Source organism: Aureimonas sp. AU40 (genome assembly GCF_001463785.1).
GTDB lineage: Bacteria > Pseudomonadota > Alphaproteobacteria > Rhizobiales > Rhizobiaceae > Aureimonas.
Window position 1 is genome coordinate 1 of record NZ_BBWL01000040.1, and the last position, 20,271, is coordinate 20,271.

19 protein-coding genes are annotated in these 20,271 nt (G+C 67.8%); 8 read left to right on the forward strand and 11 right to left on the reverse strand.

What is annotated here, in order from left to right:
* Positions 1-1,122: 1,122 nt before the first annotated feature.
* From AUL32_RS13410 to AUL32_RS13425, 4 genes are all read left to right on the forward strand, one after another.
* A complete protein-coding gene (locus AUL32_RS13410) occupies positions 1,123-2,460 on the forward strand; it encodes a cobyrinate a,c-diamide synthase (protein ID WP_062115835.1) in 1,338 nt (445 codons plus the stop codon).
* Positions 2,457-3,473 (forward strand): threonine-phosphate decarboxylase CobD, encoded by a 1,017-nt coding sequence (gene cobD / locus AUL32_RS13415; protein ID WP_062115838.1) that lies wholly within the window; start codon positions 2,457-2,459, stop codon positions 3,471-3,473. The genes AUL32_RS13410 and cobD overlap by 4 nt, the downstream gene beginning before the upstream one ends.
* A gap of 381 nt (positions 3,474-3,854) precedes the next feature.
* Positions 3,855-4,829 (forward strand): adenosylcobinamide-phosphate synthase CbiB, encoded by a 975-nt coding sequence (gene cbiB, locus AUL32_RS13420; RefSeq protein ID WP_062115840.1) that lies wholly within the window; start codon positions 3,855-3,857, stop codon positions 4,827-4,829.
* An 86-nt stretch (positions 4,830-4,915) separates the two neighbouring features.
* Complete coding sequence (locus AUL32_RS13425; RefSeq protein WP_062115843.1) at positions 4,916-6,580, forward strand: hypothetical protein; 1,665 nt, start codon at positions 4,916-4,918, stop codon at positions 6,578-6,580.
* 6 nt (positions 6,581-6,586) lie between these two features.
* On the opposite strand, the gene AUL32_RS13430 is transcribed toward AUL32_RS13425, so the two are convergent.
* From AUL32_RS13430 to AUL32_RS13445, 4 genes are all read right to left on the reverse strand, one after another.
* Positions 6,587-6,793, reverse strand: a complete 207-nt coding sequence (locus AUL32_RS13430; RefSeq protein ID WP_062115846.1) for a hypothetical protein — start codon at positions 6,791-6,793, stop codon at positions 6,587-6,589.
* 62 nt (positions 6,794-6,855) lie between these two features.
* Entirely contained in the window at positions 6,856-7,038 is a 183-nt protein-coding gene (locus tag AUL32_RS13435; RefSeq protein ID WP_062115849.1) for a hypothetical protein, read from the reverse strand.
* Positions 7,035-7,232 carry a CsbD family protein gene (locus AUL32_RS13440; RefSeq protein ID WP_062115852.1) on the reverse strand — a complete coding sequence of 66 codons (198 nt, stop codon included), beginning with the start codon at positions 7,230-7,232 and terminating at the stop codon, positions 7,035-7,037. Before AUL32_RS13440 ends, AUL32_RS13435 begins: the two co-directional genes overlap by 4 nt.
* Positions 7,233-7,294: 62 nt before the next feature.
* Positions 7,295-7,921, reverse strand: a complete 627-nt coding sequence (locus AUL32_RS13445; RefSeq protein WP_062115855.1) for a ribonuclease D — start codon at positions 7,919-7,921, stop codon at positions 7,295-7,297.
* A 194-nt stretch (positions 7,922-8,115) separates the two neighbouring features.
* On the opposite strand from AUL32_RS13445, the gene AUL32_RS13450 reads away from it, so the two are divergent.
* From AUL32_RS13450 to AUL32_RS13460, 3 genes are all read left to right on the forward strand, one after another.
* The gene (locus AUL32_RS13450; RefSeq protein ID WP_062115858.1) at positions 8,116-9,159 is read left to right on the forward strand and encodes a zinc-dependent alcohol dehydrogenase family protein; all 1,044 of its coding nucleotides are present in this window, start codon (positions 8,116-8,118) and stop codon (positions 9,157-9,159) included.
* Positions 9,160-9,165: 6 nt separating this feature from the next.
* A complete protein-coding gene (locus AUL32_RS13455) occupies positions 9,166-9,864 on the forward strand; it encodes a CHASE3 domain-containing protein (protein ID WP_062115861.1) in 699 nt (232 codons plus the stop codon).
* Positions 9,865-10,029: 165 nt separating this feature from the next.
* Positions 10,030-10,542 (forward strand): NUDIX hydrolase, encoded by a 513-nt coding sequence (locus AUL32_RS13460; RefSeq protein ID WP_062115864.1) that lies wholly within the window; start codon positions 10,030-10,032, stop codon positions 10,540-10,542.
* 288 nt (positions 10,543-10,830) lie between these two features.
* On the opposite strand, the gene AUL32_RS13465 is transcribed toward AUL32_RS13460, so the two are convergent.
* The 5 genes from AUL32_RS13465 to treS form a co-directional block, all read right to left on the reverse strand.
* Entirely contained in the window at positions 10,831-11,607 is a 777-nt protein-coding gene (locus tag AUL32_RS13465) for an endonuclease III domain-containing protein (RefSeq protein WP_374700956.1), read from the reverse strand.
* 186 nt (positions 11,608-11,793) lie between these two features.
* Positions 11,794-12,177, reverse strand: coding sequence for a hypothetical protein (locus AUL32_RS13470; protein WP_062115870.1), 384 nt, complete (start codon positions 12,175-12,177; stop codon positions 11,794-11,796).
* Positions 12,178-12,708: 531 nt separating this feature from the next.
* A complete protein-coding gene (locus AUL32_RS13475) occupies positions 12,709-13,434 on the reverse strand; it encodes an LrgB family protein (protein ID WP_374700957.1) in 726 nt (241 codons plus the stop codon).
* Positions 13,434-13,808, reverse strand: a complete 375-nt coding sequence (locus tag AUL32_RS13480; protein ID WP_062115873.1) for a CidA/LrgA family protein — start codon at positions 13,806-13,808, stop codon at positions 13,434-13,436. Before AUL32_RS13480 ends, AUL32_RS13475 begins: the two co-directional genes overlap by 1 nt.
* 188 nt (positions 13,809-13,996) lie before the next feature.
* Positions 13,997-16,063 (reverse strand): maltose alpha-D-glucosyltransferase, encoded by a 2,067-nt coding sequence (gene treS, locus AUL32_RS13485; protein WP_061973644.1) that lies wholly within the window; start codon positions 16,061-16,063, stop codon positions 13,997-13,999.
* Between the two features lie 243 nt (positions 16,064-16,306).
* Here treS and AUL32_RS13490 point away from each other — a divergent pair, with 243 nt between their 5' ends.
* A complete protein-coding gene (locus AUL32_RS13490; protein ID WP_062115875.1) occupies positions 16,307-18,259 on the forward strand; it encodes a putative bifunctional diguanylate cyclase/phosphodiesterase in 1,953 nt (650 codons plus the stop codon).
* A gap of 6 nt (positions 18,260-18,265) precedes the next feature.
* On the opposite strand, the gene AUL32_RS13495 is transcribed toward AUL32_RS13490, so the two are convergent.
* Positions 18,266-19,306, reverse strand: a complete 1,041-nt coding sequence (locus AUL32_RS13495; protein WP_062115878.1) for an HD-GYP domain-containing protein — start codon at positions 19,304-19,306, stop codon at positions 18,266-18,268.
* Positions 19,307-19,536: 230 nt separating this feature from the next.
* Positions 19,537-19,728: a helix-turn-helix domain-containing protein gene (locus AUL32_RS25635; protein WP_061973650.1), complete on the reverse strand. Its 192-nt coding sequence runs from the start codon at positions 19,726-19,728 to the stop codon at positions 19,537-19,539.
* Positions 19,729-20,271 lie beyond the last annotated feature (543 nt).

The window sequence follows — 20,271 nt, forward strand, 5'->3', positions numbered from 1 at the left end:
GCCATGTCGAGGCGACACCGTGCGCACTCATCGTATGGCAGGGGCGAGGTGGGAGGCTCTTCAGATCGAAGGCTTAGAGCACCTAACAAAACCTCGTGGGGTCGGCTGGTCAGGTCTTTCTGACGGGGACTTCGTCGCGAATGCTCGACGATTCTACCGGCATCGACTGCGCTTCGATCCTTGTCCCCGACGAAAATCCCTCGACCATCCTCCGCCCAGAGGTTCTGTTAGGCGCTCTTAAGCCAGCGGCAAGAAGACTTAGCCTTCAAGACGGGAACGACGCTCGCCGTTTCCGAGAAAGGTGAGGCGATGGCCGTGCGACATGCACCGGTCCTTCGATGGCAAATGGCGCCGAAGCCTTTAGCCATCAACTTGGGAGCGGAGCACGCTTTCGTTGATGAGCTGGAGCCGGAAGGGGACGGAGGGATGGTCCGCGCCTCTCGAGGCGGCGTGTTGATGCGAGACCGGCCGCGCCTTCCCTCCAAGGGGCATGGCGAGGAGCCATTAGCCGGGAGCGGCCGGTGCGCGACGGGGGAGCGACGGCGAAGGCGAGTCGGTCGGACCCGGGTTCTCCGAAACGCCGCTGGCAAGGCTGGGACGCTTTGGGCAGCCGTTGCCCGTGGCAGCGAAATTTCCGATCTGTCCTAAGCCAAAGCGCGATGGCCTTCGATCGCCAGTTTCTCGATAGCCCGTCGAGACAAGCCGTCGAAAGCGGCGCGCGGCGGTTTTCTCTTGGCCGCGCGCCAGTCTGGCAGCGGCACGACGCTGGCGACCCTCGCCTTCCTGTGCCATTTCAAGCGGGCGGGCGTCGCGCTGAACTCGGCCAAAGCCGGGCCAGACTACATCGATCCGGCCATTCAAGCGGCAGCGACCGGCCAGCCCGCGGTTAATCTCGCCCCCCTACGCCATGCGGCCCGCGACGAAGATGGACGATGGGTCCACTGTCCTGCCGCAGGGTTCGAACACGTCGAGCATAAAAGCCCACTCGCAGGCCGCGCGTCTCCCTCATGACCGGCGACCACCCTTCCGCCGCCCCACCCTCCTCCACCTCTCTCCTCCGGTTGAACCCTCCGCGAAAAGGCTGATAGACCGGCCCATCGCGGCGCGGCAGGAGCGGAGCAGGTGCGGGACGAGGAGCGGGGTTCGAAGGACGGTTGGGGCACGCCGCGCGCGGGCGGCGGCTTTCTCCTGGCCGCGCCCCAGTCCGGCAGCGGCAAGACGCTGGCGACCCTCGCGCTGCTGCGCCATCTCAAACGGTCGGGCGTGGCGCTCCGCTCGGCCAAGGCGGGGCCTGATTATATCGACCCGGCTTTTCACGCGGCGGCGACCGGCCAGCCCTCGGTCAATCTCGACCCCTACGCCATGAGACCCGAGCTGATCCGGGCGCTCGCCGGGGCCGACGCGCGCCCGCTCGTCATAGAGGCGATGATGGGCCTTTACGACGGGGCGGCGGACGGCACTGGGTCGGCGGCGGATCTGGCCGTGCTGCTCGGACTTCCCGTCGTGCTGCTGGTGGACTGCGCCCGGCAGTCGCATTCCGTCGCCGCTTTGGTGCGCGGCTTTCGCGACCATGATCCGCGCCTCCGCTTTGCCGGCGTCATGCTGAACCGCGTCGCCTCCGCCCGCCACGAAGTTCTGCTGAGAAACGCACTGGAGCCGCTCGGCCTTTCCGTTCTAGCCGTGTTCCCCCCCGAGCCGGGCCTTGCGCTGCCCGAGCGCCATCTCGGCCTCGTGCAAGCCGGCGAACACGGCGATCTCGCCGGCTTTCTCGACCGCGCTGCCGGCTGGATGGAAAAGGGCCTCGCCCCCGGCGCGCTGGACACGCTCCTGCAATCGGGGGAGGCCCATGCCGCCGCTGTGGCGCGCCTGGCCCCGCTCGGGCAGCGCATCGCGGTCGCCCGCGACACGGCCTTTGCCTTTCTCTACCCGCATCTTCTGGATGGCTGGCGGCAGGGCGGGGCGGCGCTTTCCTTCTTCTCCCCCTTGAGCGACGAGGCGCCGGAAGCGGGCGCCGACGCGGTGTTCCTGCCCGGCGGCTACCCCGAACTTCATGCCGGACGACTGTCCTCCGCAGAGCGGTTTCGCGCCGGAATGCACCAGGCCGCTTCGCGCGGCGCGCTGATCTATGGCGAATGCGGGGGCTACATGACGCTCGGCGAAGCGCTGACCGACGCCGAAGGAGCCGCGCATCCCATGCTCGGCCTCCTGCCGCTCGCCACGTCCTTCGCCGCGCGGCAGCGGCACCTCGGCTATCGACACCTCAGCCCGCTGCCGGGCGCGCCCTGGCCCCATGCGCTGACGGGCCATGAGTTCCATTATGCCACGATCACACGGGAGGACGCGGCCGATCGCCTGTTCGAAGCGCGCGATGCGCTGGGCACCGATCTCGGCGCGATGGGGCTTCGGTGCGGCCGCGTCATGGGCTCGTTCGCCCATGTGATCGACGGGGTCGCGGCGTGAAGGAGGCCCTGCATCACGGCGGTGCACTCGACGCCGCCGTGGCGCGCTTCGGCGGCGCGCGTGGCGATTGGCTCGACCTGTCCACCGGCATCAATCCAGTGCCGCTGCCCCTGCCGGACATTGATCCCGAGCTTTGGGCGCGCCTGCCGGAGCGGGCGCTGGAGGCGCGCGCCAAGGCCGCGCTGCGCCGCTTTGCCGGCGCGGGCGAGGGGGCGGGCGTCGCGCTGGCGCCGGGCACGCAGGCGCTGATCGCCCTCCTGCCGCATCTTTTCACGCCCGGCCCGGCCGACGTGCTGTTTCCCAGCTACGAGGAGCATGGCCGCGCCCTGGCGGCGGCGGGCCATGCCGTGTCGCGCTTCTCCACGCTAGCCGAGATCGCCCCGCAGACGCGGCTGGCGGTGCTCGTTTCGCCCAACAACCCGGACGGACGGCGCTTCTCGCCGGGCGACGTGCTCTCGCTAGCGGATCGGCTGGGGAGCCAAGGCGGGCTTCTCGTGCTCGACGAAGCCTTCGCCGACGCCGAGCCCGAGCAGAGCCTCAGCCGCGAGGCCGGGCGGCCGGGGCTTCTCGTTCTTCGCTCCTTCGGCAAGTTCTTCGGCCTCGCGGGGCTGCGCTTCGGCGCGGCCTTATGCGAGCCGGCGCTGGCCGCGCGGATCGAGACGCGGCTCGGCCCCTGGGCCGTGTCCGGCCCGGCGCTTGCGCTTGCCGCCGGGCTGATGGCGGACGAGGCGGGCGTTGCGCGCCTGCGCGCCGGCATCGCCGCCCGCGCCGTGCTGACGCGTCGCGCCCTAGCAGCGGCGGGGCTGGAGCCCGTCGGCGGCACAGCCCTGTTCTCGCTCCTTCAGGTGCCCGAAGCCGTTGCTCTCTTCGAGGCGCTGGCACGCCGCCACATCCTGACGCGCCCCTTCCCCTATCGCGCCGACTGGCTACGGATTGGCACGGTGAGGGACGAAGCGGGATCGGAGCGGCTGACGGAGGCGCTGCGCGAGGCGCGGGCCGAAGTCGGATGCTAAAGCGGCGGGATGTTTGTCGGGCAGGATCGGCGTATCGCGTGCGGTCGGGTGACCTCGAAGGTCTAAGCGCGTGTCTGGCTGATGGTCGAGTGACGAGCGCCAATGCCGCAGTGACCGAACTCCCTTCGATCACGCTACTTGAACCTCGACCAAGGCCTGATCCCATCGCCCTCCGCGCTGCGACCGACCGTGTCCGCCACCACTCGAAAGATCGTGAGCGGCGTAGACCATATCCGGCCGGTGCCTTCGGCATCTTGATCGGAGCGACGGATCGTCGGCTTCAACGGCCCGTTTTCGGGTTCGCCCCCCGATTGGTATGCGCGACATCGGTTGGAACTCTCCCGGCCACGCCTCCTCAACCCTCGCGAGGGGCTTGAGCCCATGGTCCTGTTTCTCGCGACGCTGATCGATCGGGTTCTGGGCGATCCCGACTGGCTCTGGCGGCGCTGGCCGCATCCGGTGGTTCTGTTCGGCGTCTTGATCGGCGCGGCGGATCGGGGGCTGAACCGCGCCACCTTCGGCTTTGCCTTGCGCCGCGCGCTCGGCGTGCTGGCGATCCTGCTGCTGCTCGCGCTCGCCATTGCCGCAGGCCTTGCGATCCAGCGCTTGTTTGCCGGCTTCGGATGGGCCGGCCTGGTTCTTGAGGCTGTGGTCGCCTCCTTGTTTCTGGCGCGAAAAAGCCTTGGCGACCATGTGCTGGCCGTGAAGCGCGCGTTGGAGGAGGGCGGGCTCGGACCGGGGCGGCAGGCCGTATCGATGATCGTCGGGCGCGATCCCGAACAGTTGGACGAAGCCGGCGTCTGCCGCGCGGCGATCGAAAGTCTGGCCGAGAACGCATCGGACGGCGTGGTCGCGCCCTGGATGGCACTCGCGCTCTTCGGCCTACCCGGCCTTCTCGCCTACAAGATGGTCAACACCGCCGATTCCATGATCGGCCATCGCTCGAAGCGCCACCTCGCCTTCGGCTGGGGCGCGGCGCGGCTGGACGATCTCCTCAATCTCGTTCCCGCCCGGCTGACCGCGCTGCTCTTCGCGGCGGTCGCAGCGCTGAAGCCCGGGCAGGGTGCCGGTGCGCGGGCGCTCAAGGTGGCGTGGCGCGACGCCCCCTCGCACCGCTCGCCCAATGCCGGCTGGCCGGAAGCCGCCATGGCGGGCGCGCTGGGCCTGTCGCTCGGCGGCCCGCGCCGCTACGGCGCCCTGGTGGTGGAGGCGCCGTGCCTCGGCGCTGAGGGGCGGCGCGAGGCCGCGCCCGCCGATATCGGCGCGGCGCTCCGCCTGTTCGGCTTCGCCATGGACGCGCTTCTCCTACTCTCGCTCGGCCTTTTGCTCGTCATCGCGCTGGTCCGGTATATCTGACGCCACGACAGATTTTTGCGCTGCGTCATAGCTTCGCCCGAGCCCTCTGCCAGCGTGCCGCCACCTGCCATTCGAGGATCAGAGACATGGCCGAAACCGACACCAAGGCACCCTTCGCCTCTCCCGGCCTGTCGAACGGCGCGGCGATGCGGCGTGGCGGGCCGCCCGTGCCGGCTTGGCTGCGCCAATCCTTCGCGCAGACGATGCGCGGTGTGCCCGAGGTCGAGACGCTGCGCTTCGGCCGGGAGGCTTCGGGCGACGCCGGCTCGACGGCGATCCGCGACGCCGGAGACCTCGCCCGCCATTTCAACCCGTTCCAGGGGGAGATCGACGCCAAGGGGCGTGTTCTGGGCGGTACCGGTACGACCACGATCAATGCCGAGGTGCAGAACTACCGCGGCGATTTCAGCGCGGGAAACCATGTGTTCGAGCCGGATGGGCTGCGCCTTCAGGCGACGGTCGATGCCGGACGCTTCGATTCCTATCTGCGTGGCGACATCACGCGCCGAAAGGGCGGCTTCAACAGCAATCCGCCGGGCGGCACCGTGCCGACGCGCTTGGCCGACATCGGCTTGCGACCGGGGGACCTCGATAAGATCACGGTCGGCGACGTCACCACCAACGGGCCGGGCGGGCTCGCCACGGTCGCCGCGATCGACCGCGCGGCGGGCACGATCGTCTTCGAGGCCATTTCGGGCGGCGCGCGGGCGGACTATGCCGGCAATTTCCACCTGACCTTCACGCGCTTCGCCTTCGCGCCCCTCGCCGCTCCCACCGCGATCGAGGAGGGGGTAACGCAGGAGGTGCAATTGTCGCGCCCCTTGCCGCCCGGCATCGTGCCCGGATGCTTCGCGCGCGGCGTCAAGCGTGGGCCGCAGCCGAGCAACGATCCGCGAAGCATCGCGCAGGCCTGCGTCGCCTCGATCTCGGCCGACCGGCGCACCGTGCGCTTCGACCGGCCGCTGCGCTTCGGCGCGCCCATACTGGCAGCGGAGGGGGACGGGCTCTTGTTCCTGCCCGGCCTCTGGTCCGGCCAGCTCTGGTCGAAGCGCTCCTACGGCGCTCAGCGTCAGGGGCTCTCCGTGCAGGGCATCCGCATCGAGGCGAGCTTTCCCGCCCTGCCGAACTATCGCGGCGACACGGCCTACACACGGACCGACGTGGACGCCGTGCTCGACGCCAATTCCGGCATGCCCTGGGGCTTTTGGCCGGCGCTTTGGCTCTACACGTGGCGGCCCGGTCCGAAGGGCATCGGCCAGCGCATCGTGCCGCAGGCGCGCAACGGCTGGGCCGAGGTCGATATCCTGGAACTCTTCACCCGTCTGGGGCAGGGGCCTTCGGTTTGGTCCGGCAATCTGCACGACCAACCCTATTCGCGCGTCCGCGCCTTGGCGGCGCAGGGCGGCGACGAGGCGCAGAACGGCGGCGCGTGGCGCGCCTCCGCGCCCGACAAGAAGCTGCTTTCGGCCAATGCCAGCACGCTTCTCCTGCCTCGGCCCATGGCTGACGGTGAGCGCCATTCCTTCGGCATCGTGTGGACGCGGGGTCAGGTCGTCCACTACATGGACGACCACCCGATCTGCGTCAGCGACTGGCCGCTGCAGGTGGACTACCCCCACCAGCTCGGCCTCAATCTAGCCTGCGGTTCGCTCGCCGGCTTCAATCCCGTCGCGCTGTTCTTTCCGCAGACGCAAGCCGATGCTCAGAAGCAGTCGATGACGATCCATTCCGTGCAGAGCTGGGAGGCCTGAGAGAGTTCAGCTCTCGACGGGACGGTCGGGAAGTTCGGGGGTGGAGCCGGAACGGACCTTGCCCTGGCCCTTGTTCTGATCATGACCCTGGCCGTTCCCCTGGCCGGGCGCTTCGTCGGGTTCGCGCGGCTGCACGAGCCCGTCCTCGCCGATCGGCTCGGGCAGTATCGGGTCGGGTGCATTGCGCTCGGGGCTATCGGACAGGTTCGACATGGGGACGGGCTCCGTTCACCAGCCCAAACCCCGCGACCTACCTGCCAGTTCCAGGTGAGACATCATGGCCCGCCGGCGAGCGAGCCCATGACCACCATCACCAGATCGTCGAGATCGACCGGGCCGTTGATCTCGACCCTGTCGGAACCGGGCTGGACCCGCAGCGCGCCTTCGCTGTTGCCGGCCTGTCGCTGGAGCTCGTCCAGGATGGATTGGCGCACGGTGTCCCCGGCATCGGCGCTCATCGGCGGATGCCTTCCTGCGTCGGGCGCGGGCTAGCGCGAAGATCGGGTCGCCCGTCCACGGCAGGGCTGCGCCCGTCCGCGATGTCGCGGCGCCCGTCCTCCTGCAGGCGGGCGTCGCCGGTGATTTCGGCGACGACCTCCTTGGCGGTGCCGCCGATGCGCTTGCCCAGCGAGGCGATCGGATGGTCGCTCATGTCGGTTTCTCCGTTTCGTTCCAAGGGGGAAATGGACGGAGCGCCGATCGGTTCGGCTTTTGTTAAGAGCGGTTCACCGAATGGGAGAAGATGTCCTCCTCGTCCCAGCCGAGAAGGTCGAGCTTGGCGCGCGTCGGCAGGAATTCGAAGGCGGCCTTGGCGAGATCGGTGCGCTCCTCACGCTCCAGCCGCTGCAGGAGCACGCCCATCAGGTCGTGGAGATAAAGAACGTCGGAGGCGGCGTAGTCGAGCTGCGCCGGGGTCAGCGTCTCGGCCGCCCAATCGGAGGACTGCTGCTGCTTCGACAGGTCGGTGCCGATCAGCTCCTTGGCGAGATCCTTCAACCCGTGCCGGTCGGTATAGGTGCGCACCAGCCGCGAGGCGATCTTGGTGCAGAAGACCGGCTGCGTCATGACGCCGAACGCATGGTAGAGCGCGGCGATGTCGAAGCGGGCGTAGTGGAAGATCTTGACCTTGCTCGTGTCGGCCAGGAGCTTGCAGAGATTGGGCGCCTCGCGCTGGCCCTTGGCGATCTGCACGATGTCGGCCGTGCCGTCGCCCGGCGAAAGCTGCACCACGCAGAGCCGGTCTCGCCTGGTGTCGAGCCCCAGCGTTTCCGTGTCGATGGCGACCGAGCCGGTGTAGCGGGACAGGTCGGGCAGGTCGCCCTTGTGAACGCGAATGGTCATGACGCGGCAAACTCCGAAGGCGGGAACCCCCGGACGAGCCGGGGCGAGATGTCATGGTCTCGTCGCCTACAGCATCGGGCGGCAAATCGGAACGCTTTTTCGGACGGAGCGGAGGGACCGAACGGCCTGGCGCCGCGTTGTCGGCTGGGTTCGATCGCGATATGGGGAGCGAGGCGAGCAGGAAGGGACGCGCGATGAAAGCCATGATCTTCGAGGCCTTCGGGGCGCGGCCTGAGATTCGCGACGTGCCGGACGCGACGCCCACCGACGACGGCGTGGTGATCGAGGTCGTGGCGACGGGCCTGTGCCGCAGCGACTGGCACGGCTGGAAAGGGCATGACAGCGACATTCGCCTGCCGCACGTGCCGGGCCACGAGTTCGCCGGCACGATCGCGGCAGTCGGGCGCAACGTGCGCGGCTTTCGCGTGGGCGAGCGGGTCACCGTGCCCTTCATCGCCGCCTGCGGCCATTGCGGGGAGTGCCGCGCCGGCCAGCAACAGGTCTGCGAGGCGCAGTTCCAGCCGGGCTTCACGCATTGGGGCTCCTTCGCCGAGTTCGTGGCGATCTCGCGCGCCGACGAGAATTTGGTGCGCCTGCCCGAGAGCCTCGACTTCGCCACCGCCGCAAGCCTCGGCTGCCGCTTCGCCACATCGTTTCGCGCCGTGGTGGACCAGGGCCGGGCGCGCGGCGGCGAATGGGTCGCCGTTCATGGCAGCGGCGGCGTCGGCCTGTCCGCCGTCATGATCGCCGCCGCGCTCGGGGCGCGGGTGGTCGCGGTGGACGTCGCGCCCTCCAAGCTGGCGCTGGCCAAGGCGATGGGCGCGGAGGCGGTGGTCAACGCGCGTGAGGTTGCCGACGTGGCCGAGGCGGTGCGCGAGATCACCGGCGGCGGCGCGCATCTCTCGTTGGACGCGCTCGGCCATTCCGAGACCTGCCGGAATTCGATCCGCAACCTGCGCCGGCGCGGGCGGCACGTGCAGGTCGGGCTCATGCTGGGCGAGCACACGGCGCCCGCCATTCCCATGGCGCAGGTGATCGCGCACGAGCTGGAAATCTACGGCAGCCACGGCATGCAGTCCTGGCGCTACGAGGCGATGATGGCGATGATCGAGGCCGGCACGCTCCAGCCCCAGCGCCTGATCGGCGAGCGGCTGACGCTGGCCGAGGCGGTGCCCGCCCTCATGGCCATGGACAGCCATGCGCCGGACGGGATTGCCATCATCGACCCGCGAGCCTGACGCGCGGTGGGCTCGCTCCTGTCCTGGCGCCACCTCCGGCGCACGTATCTGACGACGCCGACGCTCCTGCGCGTGGTGCCGACCGGTCTCGTGCTCCTCGTCGGCATCGTCGCCACGGCCTGGACGCACAGCCTTCTCAACCACCAGAGCGACCTCGTCCTCCACACGCACGAGGTCATCGAGACCACCAAGGACGTGCTGATCGGCCTCGACGACGCCGAGACCGGCCAGCGCGGCTATCTCCTCAGCAGCGACCGGCGCTATCTCGACCCCTACGACAAGGCGCTGGAGCGGCTGGGGGATCTGCGCACGCGGCTGCGCGCGCAGATTTCCGACAACGCGGCGCAGGTCGCGCGGGTGGACGGGTTGGCAGGGCTGGTCGACGCCAAGCTCGCCGAGATGAAAGCCTCCATCGTCCTGCACGACGAGGCCGGCTTCGAGGCGGCGCGGGCGCGCGAGATCACGATGATGGAACGCGCCACGATGGACCAGATCCGCGTCGTCATCGGCGCCATCACCGAGGGCGAGAAGCAGCTGCTCGACGCGCGCATGGCGGAGGTGGAGCGCGACGAACACCGCGTGCGCCTCGTCGCTATCGTGATCGGCCTCCTTTCGCTCCTGACCCGGACGGGCGTCGAGTTCTATCTCGCCCGCAAGGGGCTCGATGTGCGCGTCGTTCCGCGCCATCCGGATGAGACGTCCTGATCGGCTGCATCGGCCCTTAGCGCCGAGCCAGGGCGGAAAGACCCGGCAGAATCGACCGATTTTCCCCATCGTCGCTTACCCATCCCGCGATTTTGGTCACCGGCCGTGACTTGTTCCCTAACCTTCCCGGCTCAGCCTTGAGCCTGAGGGAGCTGGGAGGATCACATGAAACGAGCCGACGAAGCGGAGACCTGCCAGGTCGCAGCGCTGCCTATTTTTGTGGACGAGACGGCGCGCGTGCGCCTCGGCCTCGTCACCTCCCGGCAGACCCATCGCTGGATCATCCCCAAGGGCTGGCCCATGAAGGGGCTCGCCGATTTTGAGGCGGCGAGGATCGAGGCGAAGGAGGAGGCCGGCCTGCGCGGCGAGATGCTGCATGAGCCGATCGGCACCTATCATTACTGGCAGCGCAAGCGCGCGGATTTCCACTACGTCACCGTTGCGACCTATCTCATGCGCGTGACCGGGCAGAAGAGCGCCTGGAAGGAACAGCACGAGCGCCGCTTCGAATGGGTGACCTTGCGCGAGGCGGCCGAGCGGCTGGAGGAGCCCGAACTCGTTTCCATGGTCGCGCACCTCTTCGCGAACGAGCGGGCGAGGCGTTTCCTGCGCGGCGGGGACGCGCCGGCGCCAAAGGCCGCGCACCCGATCGACATCGGCGCGCCCGAATTCGCCTGATCGGCCGCGCCGTTCCTACCTGAGCCGGCCAAGAGGCTGTTTGACAACTCGGCGGCGGAGGGCCGTCGAGTGATTTTTCTTGCGTTCGTTAGGCGCCAAACTTGAGTGATGCTTAGGGCGCATCGGCGAGGATTGGCAACGGTCCATGCGGACGGGCGAAACATCTGCCGCGCCCGCGCGGCTCTGATGCGCTTGCGCAGCACTGCTGCGCTCGCGCGGCATGTCTCGCCCGGGGGCGACGGCGAAAAAGCGCCGACGGACCGACCCGACCGAGTTGTCAAACAGTCTCTAAGCCTTGAAGGCGCTCGGGCAGAGATCGGTCAAAGGGCATCGATCGCAGGCGGGTCGGCGGAAGTGGCAGACCTTTTGTCCGTGCAGCATCAGGATCTCGTGGTTGTCGTAGAGCGCCTGGGCACTCCAGTCCGCCGGCAGCTGCGCGCGCAGGATCGGGTGCGAGGGGCCGACATCCACCTTGTCGCCGATCAGGCCGAGCCGCTGGGCGACGCGGTGATGGTGGCTGTCCACCGGCAGGGCCGGCATCCGCAGGACGGAGAAGGAAAGCACCGCCGCGCTGGTCTTCGGCCCGACGCCGGGCAGCGCCTCCAGCCAGCGCCGCGCCGCCTCGACCTCCATCCCGGCCAGGAAATCCAGCGTCAGTTCGCCTTGTCGGTCCCACAAGGCCCGCAGCACCTCCTGCAGCCGCGGCGCCTTCAGCTCAGGCCAGCGCACGCCATGAATCAGTGCCTCGACCTCGCCCGCGTCGGCCTCGATCATTGCATCCCAATCGGGAAAGCGGGCGCGCAGCGCTTTGAAGGCGCGGCCGGAATCGGCGTTGCGCGTCCGGTGCGACAGGAGCGAGGAGATCAGTTCGCTCACCGGATCGAGATCGTGGAAATACGCGATCGGGCATTCGTAGGTCCGGCACAGGCGCCGGTGCACCTCCAGCGCCTTCTCGCGCAGGGCGGTCTCGTCCACCGAGGGGGCGGAGGCCGTGCCGGCTCGCCGCCGCTTCGCGGGCACTGCGGGGGGCGGGGCGGGTTCGGCGGGGTGAGGGTGCTCTCGCATGAGATGAGCAAGCGAGGAAGCGGCGCCGCCGTTCCAGGCGGGCCTCTCGCCGCGTCCTTTTGACTCAAGACCACGCAAACACGGCGCGATCTTATATCAAGCGACCCCGTGCCCGACGGAATGCCGTTCCTCCTGAACGGGCGAAAGCCTTCGCCCGTCCGCCGCCCGAACGGTCTGGCGCCAAACTCAGTTGGCCTGGGGCGGCTGCGGCGCGATCGAGCCGGGCGGGATCACCGGCGTCGTGCCGGGATCGGCGTCGGGCACGGGCGCATCCATGTCGGGATCGCCGTCGGTCTGGGGAATCAGCACGCTTTCGCAATCGTCGAGCTGGTCGGTCAGCATCTGGCCGTCGCTCGTGGTGCCGCTCGCCGTGTCGCCGGGATTGACGGTGCAGGTCTCGCTGCCTGCCGGGGGCGCGGCGTCGCCGGGCGTCTGCGGGATCGGCGCCTCGGTTCCCGGTGTCTGCACGCTGGGGGGCGCTGGCGGCGCCGTCTGCGCCTCGGCCCGCCCGGCCAGAAGGGCGAGCGCCAGGGAAGCGGCGAGAAGGGGGGTGACGGTTCGCGCGGTCATGGGGCGAATCTCCTTCGCTGAGGTCGGAGCCGGTCTTCTCCCCGATCCCAACCGAATTGAGGCGGGCGCGGGTCAAACCATGGGAGAGAGCGGGAAAGTCTCCTCTCCGGCCGTCGCGACCCGGTCTTGCCCCCTCAACGCGCGAGCCGCCCCTCCGGCTCCACCGATCGAATGTCCGGGCTGTGTGTTTGGAGATCGTTCGACGAACCGAGCGGGTCAGGCCATCGGCACCTGCCCGCCGTTGCCCATGCTCACCGCGGCAACCCTCGCATCACCCAAGTTCGTCTCCGCGCCGCCGAGGAGCTTGCCATCTCAGAGGCTGTTTGGAAACTCGGCGGCGGAGGGCCGCCAAGGGATTTTTTGGCGTCGCGAGGCGCCAAACTTGAGTGATGCGAGGGCGCATCGGCGAAGATTGGCAACGGTCCATGCGGACGGGGGAGACCTCTGCTGCGCTTGCGCGGCATGTCTCGCCCTGGGGCGATGGCGGAAAAGCACCGACGGACCGACCCGCCCGAGTTTCCAAACAGGCTCTCAGAAAAACCAGCCGAGCACGAGCGGGGCGACGATGGCGGTGACGAGGCCGTTCAGCGCCATGGCGAGGCCCGCGAAGGCGCCGGCGACATTGTCCACCTGGAAGGCGCGCGCCGTACCGATGCCGTGCGAGGCGAGGCCCGCGGCGAAGCCCCGCGCCGCATAGTCGCGAATGCGCAGCGCGTTCATCAGCGGCGTCACCAGGATCGCCCCGATCACGCCGGTCGCGATCACGAACACGGCGGTCAGCGTCGGGTCGGCGCCGAGCCCCTGCGAAATGCCCATGGCGATGCCCGCCGTGACCGACTTGGGCGCCAGCGCCAGCACGAGCGGCTGGGGAAGGTGGAGAAGCAGCGCGATCGCCACCGTCGACACCACGCCCGCCAGCGCCCCGACAAACAGCGCCGCGAGCACCGGCAGGAGCGTTTCGCGCACCACGCGCCGGTTGCGATAAAGCGGCACACCGAGCGCGACCGTCGCCGGCCCGAGCGCGAAATGGATGAACTGCGCCCCGGCGAAATAGGTGGCGTAGGGCGTGGCGCTCAACTGCAGGATCGCCACCACGAAGACGATGGCCAGAAGCACCGGGTTCACCAGCGGGTGAAAACCCGTCAGCTCCGCCAGCCGCCGGGCCAGCAGAAAGGCGCCGAGCGTCACGGTCAGCCAGAGAAGCGGGCTCGCGGAAAGATAGACCCAGAGTTCGAACAGGGAATCGGGCGCCTGTATCACTGGCCACGCTCCGTCAGGAGGCGCACGAGGCGGAAGGCGCCGACCGTCGCGAGCATCGTGGCCACGGTCGAGCCGACCAGGGTCATGAGAATGCCGGTGGCGTTGTGAGCGATGAGGTCGAGCTTGCCGGCGACACCGACGCCCGCCGGCACGAACAGGACGCCGAGATAAAGCAGCAGCCCGTCGGCCGCGCCTTCCACCGAGCGGGTGCGGGCTGCCATGCGCTCTCCGCCCAGGCGCTCCGACACCGCGAAATAGGCGATCAGGAGCAGGATGCCGAGCACTGGCCCCGGCACCGGACCGCCCGTCGCATGGCGAACCGCCTCGCCCAGAAGCTGGCAGGAAAGAAGGACGAAGAGTCCGTAGAGCATGGTCCGCCCTCGCGATGGCGCTGGCCGCGCGATTTTCGTCCCGCGCGGCCCGACTGTTCCGAAACGGCCACCCGAGGGGAAACCCAGGTGGCCGCGCGGAAGGTCACGCTTGCGCCGCGTCGGCGCAAGAGCAGTGCGAGGCACAACAACCATGCAGTGAGTGCATGGGTGAGGGCTCCGCTATGTTCTCACAGCGTCGGCAGCGCGCCGACGATACGCAGCGACAGGCCCTCCAGCGGGTCGAGCGTGATCTTGAGGCGCCCGTCTTCGCCCAGGTCGCCCTCGATCGTCTCGGCGATCATGTCCACCACCGGGCCGGGGCGCACATTGGCCAGTTCGATGGTCTCCTCGATCGGGTTCTGGCTGAAGTTCAGCGCCGTCAGCTGCGTGCCGCGCCCGTCGGGCAGCTCGTGCACCATCACGAGAAGGCCGGGGCTGGTGACGTCGGGAATAGCGGTCTGTTTCGCGGCGGCGATGCCATAGGCGTCGCGCACCTGGAGAAGCCGCTTCAGCCGCGAGGCGAAGGAGTCCGGGTTCTCCAACTGGTCGCAGAGCGAGCCGTAGAGCGAGCGGGCGCGCGGCATGCCGCCGGAGGAGAAGCGGGCGCCGGGCGCGGCGTCGATCAGGTCGTAGGCCCCCCGCTCGATCCAGCGCGTGTCGCCATCGCGCATCATGTCCGCCACCTGCTCTGGCTCCAGCGGCAGGGCGCCGACGAGATCCCAGCCCGACAGCGCGAAGACGCCGGGCTGATAGGCGTTGTACATGGCCAGCAGGAGATGCGCTTTCTGGATCTGCGCCAGTTCCTCGTCGCCAATCGTGGAGAGATCGGTGATGCCGAGCGCGGCTGCGACGACGCTCGCCGTGGTGCAGGCAATGCCGTTGGTGACGAAGCGCAGATTGTAGGGCGCCGCCGGCCCGCTGAGCTTCTCGTACATGGTCTCGCGGATATGGGTGCGCAGCGTGCGGCCCTGCCAGGTCTGGCCCTGGAACGTATAGATGTCGTTGGCGTGCAGGGTCCAGAAATGGACGAGCTCGGTGGTCAGCTCGTCATGGTTCTGCAGCGCGTGGATCAGCGAGGCCGGGTCGATGCCGAACTCGTGCACCATGCGCAGCATCATGCGCAGGAACTCCGTATCGCCGGTGAGCAGCGCGTGCTGATAGGCGGGCCGGGTGATGAAGTCGTAGGAGAGATCCGCCCCGCCCTTGGACATGACGGCGATGTCGTCCACCGTCAGGTTCAACTCCTGAAACGAGAAGCCGCCGGCCTTGCGGATCATGCCTGCCAGAAGCTGATTGCCGACCACCGAAAGCGGATGGCCTTCCGACCAGGCCGGCCCGTCCGTGCGCTTTTCCACGCCCAGGAAGCCGTTGGCGTCGAGCCGCAGGCCGCGCGCACCCATCTGGTCGATGGAATGCAGCGCGTCGCCGACGATCATCTGCTGCGCGGCGAAGGACGGGTCGAGCCAGTTGAGGCTCGGCTGGCCTTCCTTGAAATAGTGGAGATAGACCCAGCGTCGCGTCGCGCCGTCGACACCGACGATGGGCGGTGTGGCGCTCCAGTCGGTTTCCTTGACGCCCGGCTCGAAGAAGATGACCCGCTGCAACTGGCCGACGATGTAGCCCTTCTCGCGCAGGATATCGACGGCTGCGGGCTGTAGGTTCACCGCGTCGCGCCCTTCGGGCACCTCGGGTAGCAGCGCCCAGTCCTCCTCCTGGATCTCCACCATGTGGTAGAGGCCGGGATAGTCGCCGACTTTCATCTCGGCGAGGCGGAAGTCCGCGCCCTTGCCGGTGTGGGCGGGCACCACGTCGTCGATTACCACTGCGTTGTGGGCGGCGGCCATGCGGCTGACGGCGACGAACTCCTCGCTCGTGCCGTAGGCGGGGTCGATGTCGAAGCTGATCCGATCGAAATTGCCGTCGATCGTCGGCGAGTAGCGCTCGTCCTTGTAGCCGCCGGCCCGCTTCATCGGGCCGGTGTGGATGCCGCGCACGCCGATGGAGGACAGCGCCGACCAGAGGCGCTGGTCGCTGAGCGTCGAAAGGACCGACTGTCCGTCGCGCGTGACGATGGAGGCGGGATAGGCGGTGAACCAGACGGGCGCGACGGCGGAGGCGACGCGCGGGCGCGTTTCGGCATAGGGCCGCTGCCAGAGCCGGCCCTGGCCACCATACTTCTCGGCGGCGACCTTGGCCTGACGCAGCATCGACATCTCGACAAGCGCTTGAATGGTCTCGTTCATCGGCATCGACATGTGGCGGGTCGTCCCTCGGGTCGGTTCTCTTGACGCGTGGGCCAAACGCGGCCCGGAGGGGAAGTTTCCGCGCAAGCGCGATCTTTCAAGGCCGGATCGGCCGCGCGTTTCGCGCAAGCCGATGTTTTGGCCCCTGCCGGGTCCAGTCGCGCCAACCGAAGCTTTCGCGGCTAAATTTTGGCGGCGAACGAAATTCTTAGGTTTCTCGGCGACAGTGCGGCTCTTGGAACGGGCGGACGAAAGATGGTTCGAAAGCACCTGCGGGAGATGTCGTTCGGCGTTTCCGACCTTCTGGTCGCGAAGCCGCAACTTGACGAGTTGAGCAGGCAGGTTCCGCTTCTCTATGTCCTTCTCAGCGTCAACTCGCTTGCGGTGGCCTATTCGCTGAGCGATTCCGCGCCTTTCTGGCTGACGACGCTGATGCCCGTCCTGCTCGTAGTCGTGTGCACGTGCCGGGTGTTTCTGTGGATGCGCCGCCCGACGCCGCCCGATGCCGCATCCGCACGGCGTGCGCTGAACCGCATCACGGTGATCGCCGCCATTCTCGCGCTGGCCTTCGTCACGTGGGCGCTCGCGCTCTACAGCTACGGGGTCCGCGAGGAGCGGGCGCATATCGCGGTGTTCATGGCCGTTACCATGATCGGTTGCATCTTCTGTCTGATGCATCTGCCGCAGGCGGCCCTGGCCGTCACGGCGGTCGTCACGATTCCCTACATCGCCTACAGCTTGTACGAGAAGAATACCGTCTTTGCCGGAATCGCCTTCAACACCCTGCTCGTCATGTTGGTGATGATCCGCGTTTTGATGAACAATTTTCGGGGCTTCCGCGAACTCGTCAATTCCAAGGAGGAGATGGCGCGTCTCGGGCGCGAGAACCTCATTCTCGCCAACACCGACAATCTGACGGGCCTGTCGAACCGGCGGCTCTTCTTCGCGGAACTCGCGCGGATGCTGGAGGGGGCGGAGAACACGCAAGGCTTCGTCGCGGTCGGCCTTCTCGATCTCGACCGGTTCAAGCCGATCAACGATACGCACGGCCATGGAGTCGGAGACCGGCTTCTGGAGGCGGTCGCCCAACGGTTGAGCCAGGTTCAGTGGGAGGTGCCCGACCTCGTGGTCTCGCGCCTTGGCGGGGACGAGTTCGCTTTCGTCGGCCCCCTCGACAAGCGCTCGGCGGAGGCAGTCGGCGTCCGCTTGTGCGAGGCGCTGGCCCAACCCTTCGAACTCGACGATCTGGTGCTGACGCTGGGGGCCTCCTGCGGGGTGGCGCTGTCGACCGACGCAAGCGGCTCGGCGCAGGAGCTTTTCAACCGGGCCGATTATGCGCTCTACCAGAGCAAGAAGAACTCCCGAGGCCAAGTTTGCCTTTATACGCTCGACCACGAGCGGGAAATCCGCTCGGAGGAGGCGCTTGAGCGCGCGCTGAGCACGGCCGATCTCGAAGCGGAAATGCAGCTGCATTTCCAGCCCGTGGTGCATTTCGACACCGGCGCCGTCCAGTTCGTGGAAGCGCTGGCCCGGTGGAACAGCCCGGTCCTCGGGCCGGTGCGCCCCGATCTCTTCATCGCCGCGGCCGAGCGGATGGGCCTGATCCACGACCTGACACTGGTCCTGTTCCGCAAGGCGGTGGCGGCTCTCGGCCAGCTGCCCGAGTGCGTGAACCTGTCGTTCAATCTCTCCGCGCAGGACGTGACCAACCCGCCGACAGTCCTGAACCTCGTCTCGATCGTGCGCCAGTCCGGCGTCGATCCCCGCCGCATCATGCTGGAACTGACCGAGACGGCGGTGATGCGCGACTTCCGGCAGGCGGACCAGTCGGTCACGCTCCTGCGCTCGCTCGGCATGGGCATCGCGCTGGACGATTTCGGGACCGGCTATTCCAGCCTCAGCTACCTGCACCGGCTGCCGATCGATAAGATCAAGATCGACCGCAGCTTCGTGCATGCGCTGCAGGACCAGTCGGGCCACGATCTGCTGCGCTCGATCCTCATGTTGTGCCAGAGCATGACGCTGGAATGCGTCGTCGAGGGCGTGGAGACGGTGGAGCAACTGGCGACGCTGCGCGAACTCGGCGCGCGCGCCTTCCAGGGCTACCTCTTCGCCAAGCCCATGCCGATGGACGCGCTTCTCGCCTGGATCGATGCGGACGAGTCCGAGGTCGCTCGGCCGGCCCGGCACGCCGCGCAGACCGTCTGACGCCTGCTAAGGGCGCGGGTCCGAATAGCCGTTCACCGCCTTGGACGCTTGGGCGTCGGGCATTTCGATGCGCAGGTCGAGCGGGATCGTTTCCTCGTAGCCGAGGCAGCGCGCGAAATCGGCCAGCAGCGGCATGTCGAGATGGCCCTCCCATTCGAACATGCGCGTCAGCGCTTCCTGCGGCGTCCAAGCCTTCCGATAGGGGCGGATCGAAGTCACCGCGTCGTAGACGTCGCAGATCGTGGACAGGCGCACCGGCCGGCTGATCTCTTCGCCGGCGATCCGATCGGGATAGCCGGTGCCGTCCAGTCGCTCGTGATGATGGCGGCAGATGTCCAGGATCATATCAGGCATGTCGGGATGGGCGGACAGGATGCGATGCCCTTCGCCTGGATGTGCCTGGATCAGCTCGCGCTCCTGCTCGGTCAGGCCAGAGGGCTTCAGCAGCACGGAGGCGGGGATCGAGACCTTGCCGAGATCGTGCAACAGGCCCGCCATGCCGAGAAGCTGCAGGTCCTCGGTCTCCAGTTCGAGATACCGCCCGAAGCGCAGCATCAGCGCGCTGACGGCGATAGAATGAAGATAGGTGTAGGAGTCGGTGGACTTGATGCGCGTCAGCCCGATCAGCGCCGTGGAACTGCCGGTGAGAGACGTCAGGATTCCCTGGGTCACCGACAATGCGATTCGGGGGTCCGGCGTGCGGCCCATGCGGGCGCTGCCGAACAGGCGGCCCATTGCCCGCCTGCAGTTGCGCACGGTCATCTCGGCCAGCCGCTGCTGATCGAAACCCGCCGAGGGGCGTGGCTCCGCCGTGTCCGTCGGGCGCTGGACGGCACCGGGCTTGCCCACTTCGCCGCTCGCGTCCATTCCCGATTTGGCGTCGTCGATCAGCACGCCGGACACCGCGCTCGCGCGCAGGCGCGCCAGATCGCCGGGCTTGTTCAGGAGGAAGTGGGTCCGCCAGAACGGATGATCGGCCCAGCTTCCTTCGAAGCCGATGATGAACATTCCCAGTTGGGCGTCCTGCGGGCGAATGAGTTTCAGCATTGAGGGGGCACATACTTGGGAAGACTTACGATCTCCGCTTTTCGAGCGGGTCGATACCAAGAACTACATGCGGGGCGAACGCGTGGCTGTACAGGGCATTTTGTCGCATTTGGGACGGATTGGCCATGCTCGGGTCAGCTTGAAACTCCGAGAGCGCTTTTCCCGAAGGCTGGTTCGGCGTTTCCGATTTCGTAAGAAAAATGTGTTTCACGTGAAACGTTGTGTCGTCCTCAGTCCAGCAGGTCGCTCGGCTTGACCCGGAAATGCTGCGCTAGCGCCCGCAAGGCCTTGGGTGGGATTTCGGCGCGACCGTTCTCGATCGCCTGCAGAAGCGGGGCAGGAAGGCCTGTGGAGCGGGACACGGTCTCGATCGTGTCGCCATCCGTGGTGCGCAGACGACGGACATTGTCGGGAAGCGCCATGGGATCTCCTCGATCATTGGGGCGCGGCTCGGCTTCGCCGGCAGCAGGGTTCCAGATAGGCAGCCCGTTCAAGAGCCAGCGGTCCGAAGATGGCGTTCGGCCCATGAGGTGCGCAGCCTGCATGGACCTCAGGTTTCGGGTCGAACCGGCCCGGATTTGGCGGGGCGAGGCGCTGAGGTCAAGATCGGCTTTTGATCGACCGATAATCGCGACTTTCGAAGAGAGAAGTTGGCGGGCGGGACACCAGTCTCGATCGGAAAGACCAGCGTGAGGCATGAGTTGCCGATCTCCAGCTCTTGTTCGGCAGTCTTGGATCGGTCCCCGAACCCCCTGCTTCCTCGTGCCGAGCCTCGCGTGCGGGGTTAACGTCTGTACCGACATGAACCACCCCATACCGTCGCAAAGACACGAGTCCCGCCCGATGCAGCCCGCTGGGCTGGTTTTGAATCGTAAGCGGAACGAGTTCTTAACCCTCTTCGGTAACCATGTTGTCTGAGGGTCGGCGGCGGATATCGGCTGCCTTTCGTGTTTTGCGTTGATGAA

Excerpts from the sequence above, each read along its gene's own strand:
- cbiB (WP_062115840.1), top strand. The coding sequence starts at position 3,855 with ATGGTCCTGTTTCTCGCGACGCTGATCGATCGGGTTCTGGGCGATCCC.
- AUL32_RS13425 (WP_062115843.1), top strand. The coding sequence starts at position 4,916 with ATGGCCGAAACCGACACCAAGGCACCCTTCGCCTCTCCCGGCCTGTCG.
- AUL32_RS13430 (WP_062115846.1), bottom strand. The coding sequence starts at position 6,793 with ATGTCGAACCTGTCCGATAGCCCCGAGCGCAATGCACCCGACCCGATA.
- AUL32_RS13435 (WP_062115849.1), bottom strand. The coding sequence starts at position 7,038 with ATGAGCGCCGATGCCGGGGACACCGTGCGCCAATCCATCCTGGACGAG.
- AUL32_RS13440 (WP_062115852.1), bottom strand. The coding sequence starts at position 7,232 with ATGAGCGACCATCCGATCGCCTCGCTGGGCAAGCGCATCGGCGGCACC.
- AUL32_RS13445 (WP_062115855.1), bottom strand. The coding sequence starts at position 7,921 with ATGACCATTCGCGTTCACAAGGGCGACCTGCCCGACCTGTCCCGCTAC.
- AUL32_RS13450 (WP_062115858.1), top strand. The coding sequence starts at position 8,116 with ATGAAAGCCATGATCTTCGAGGCCTTCGGGGCGCGGCCTGAGATTCGC.
- AUL32_RS13460 (WP_062115864.1), top strand. The coding sequence starts at position 10,030 with ATGAAACGAGCCGACGAAGCGGAGACCTGCCAGGTCGCAGCGCTGCCT.
- AUL32_RS13465 (WP_374700956.1), bottom strand. The coding sequence starts at position 11,607 with ATGCGAGAGCACCCTCACCCCGCCGAACCCGCCCCGCCCCCCGCAGTG.
- AUL32_RS13470 (WP_062115870.1), bottom strand. The coding sequence starts at position 12,177 with ATGACCGCGCGAACCGTCACCCCCCTTCTCGCCGCTTCCCTGGCGCTC.
- AUL32_RS13480 (WP_062115873.1), bottom strand. The coding sequence starts at position 13,808 with ATGCTCTACGGACTCTTCGTCCTTCTTTCCTGCCAGCTTCTGGGCGAG.
- treS (WP_061973644.1), bottom strand. The coding sequence starts at position 16,063 with ATGTCGATGCCGATGAACGAGACCATTCAAGCGCTTGTCGAGATGTCG.
- AUL32_RS13490 (WP_062115875.1), top strand. The coding sequence starts at position 16,307 with ATGGTTCGAAAGCACCTGCGGGAGATGTCGTTCGGCGTTTCCGACCTT.
- AUL32_RS13495 (WP_062115878.1), bottom strand. The coding sequence starts at position 19,306 with ATGCTGAAACTCATTCGCCCGCAGGACGCCCAACTGGGAATGTTCATC.
- AUL32_RS25635 (WP_061973650.1), bottom strand. The coding sequence starts at position 19,728 with ATGGCGCTTCCCGACAATGTCCGTCGTCTGCGCACCACGGATGGCGAC.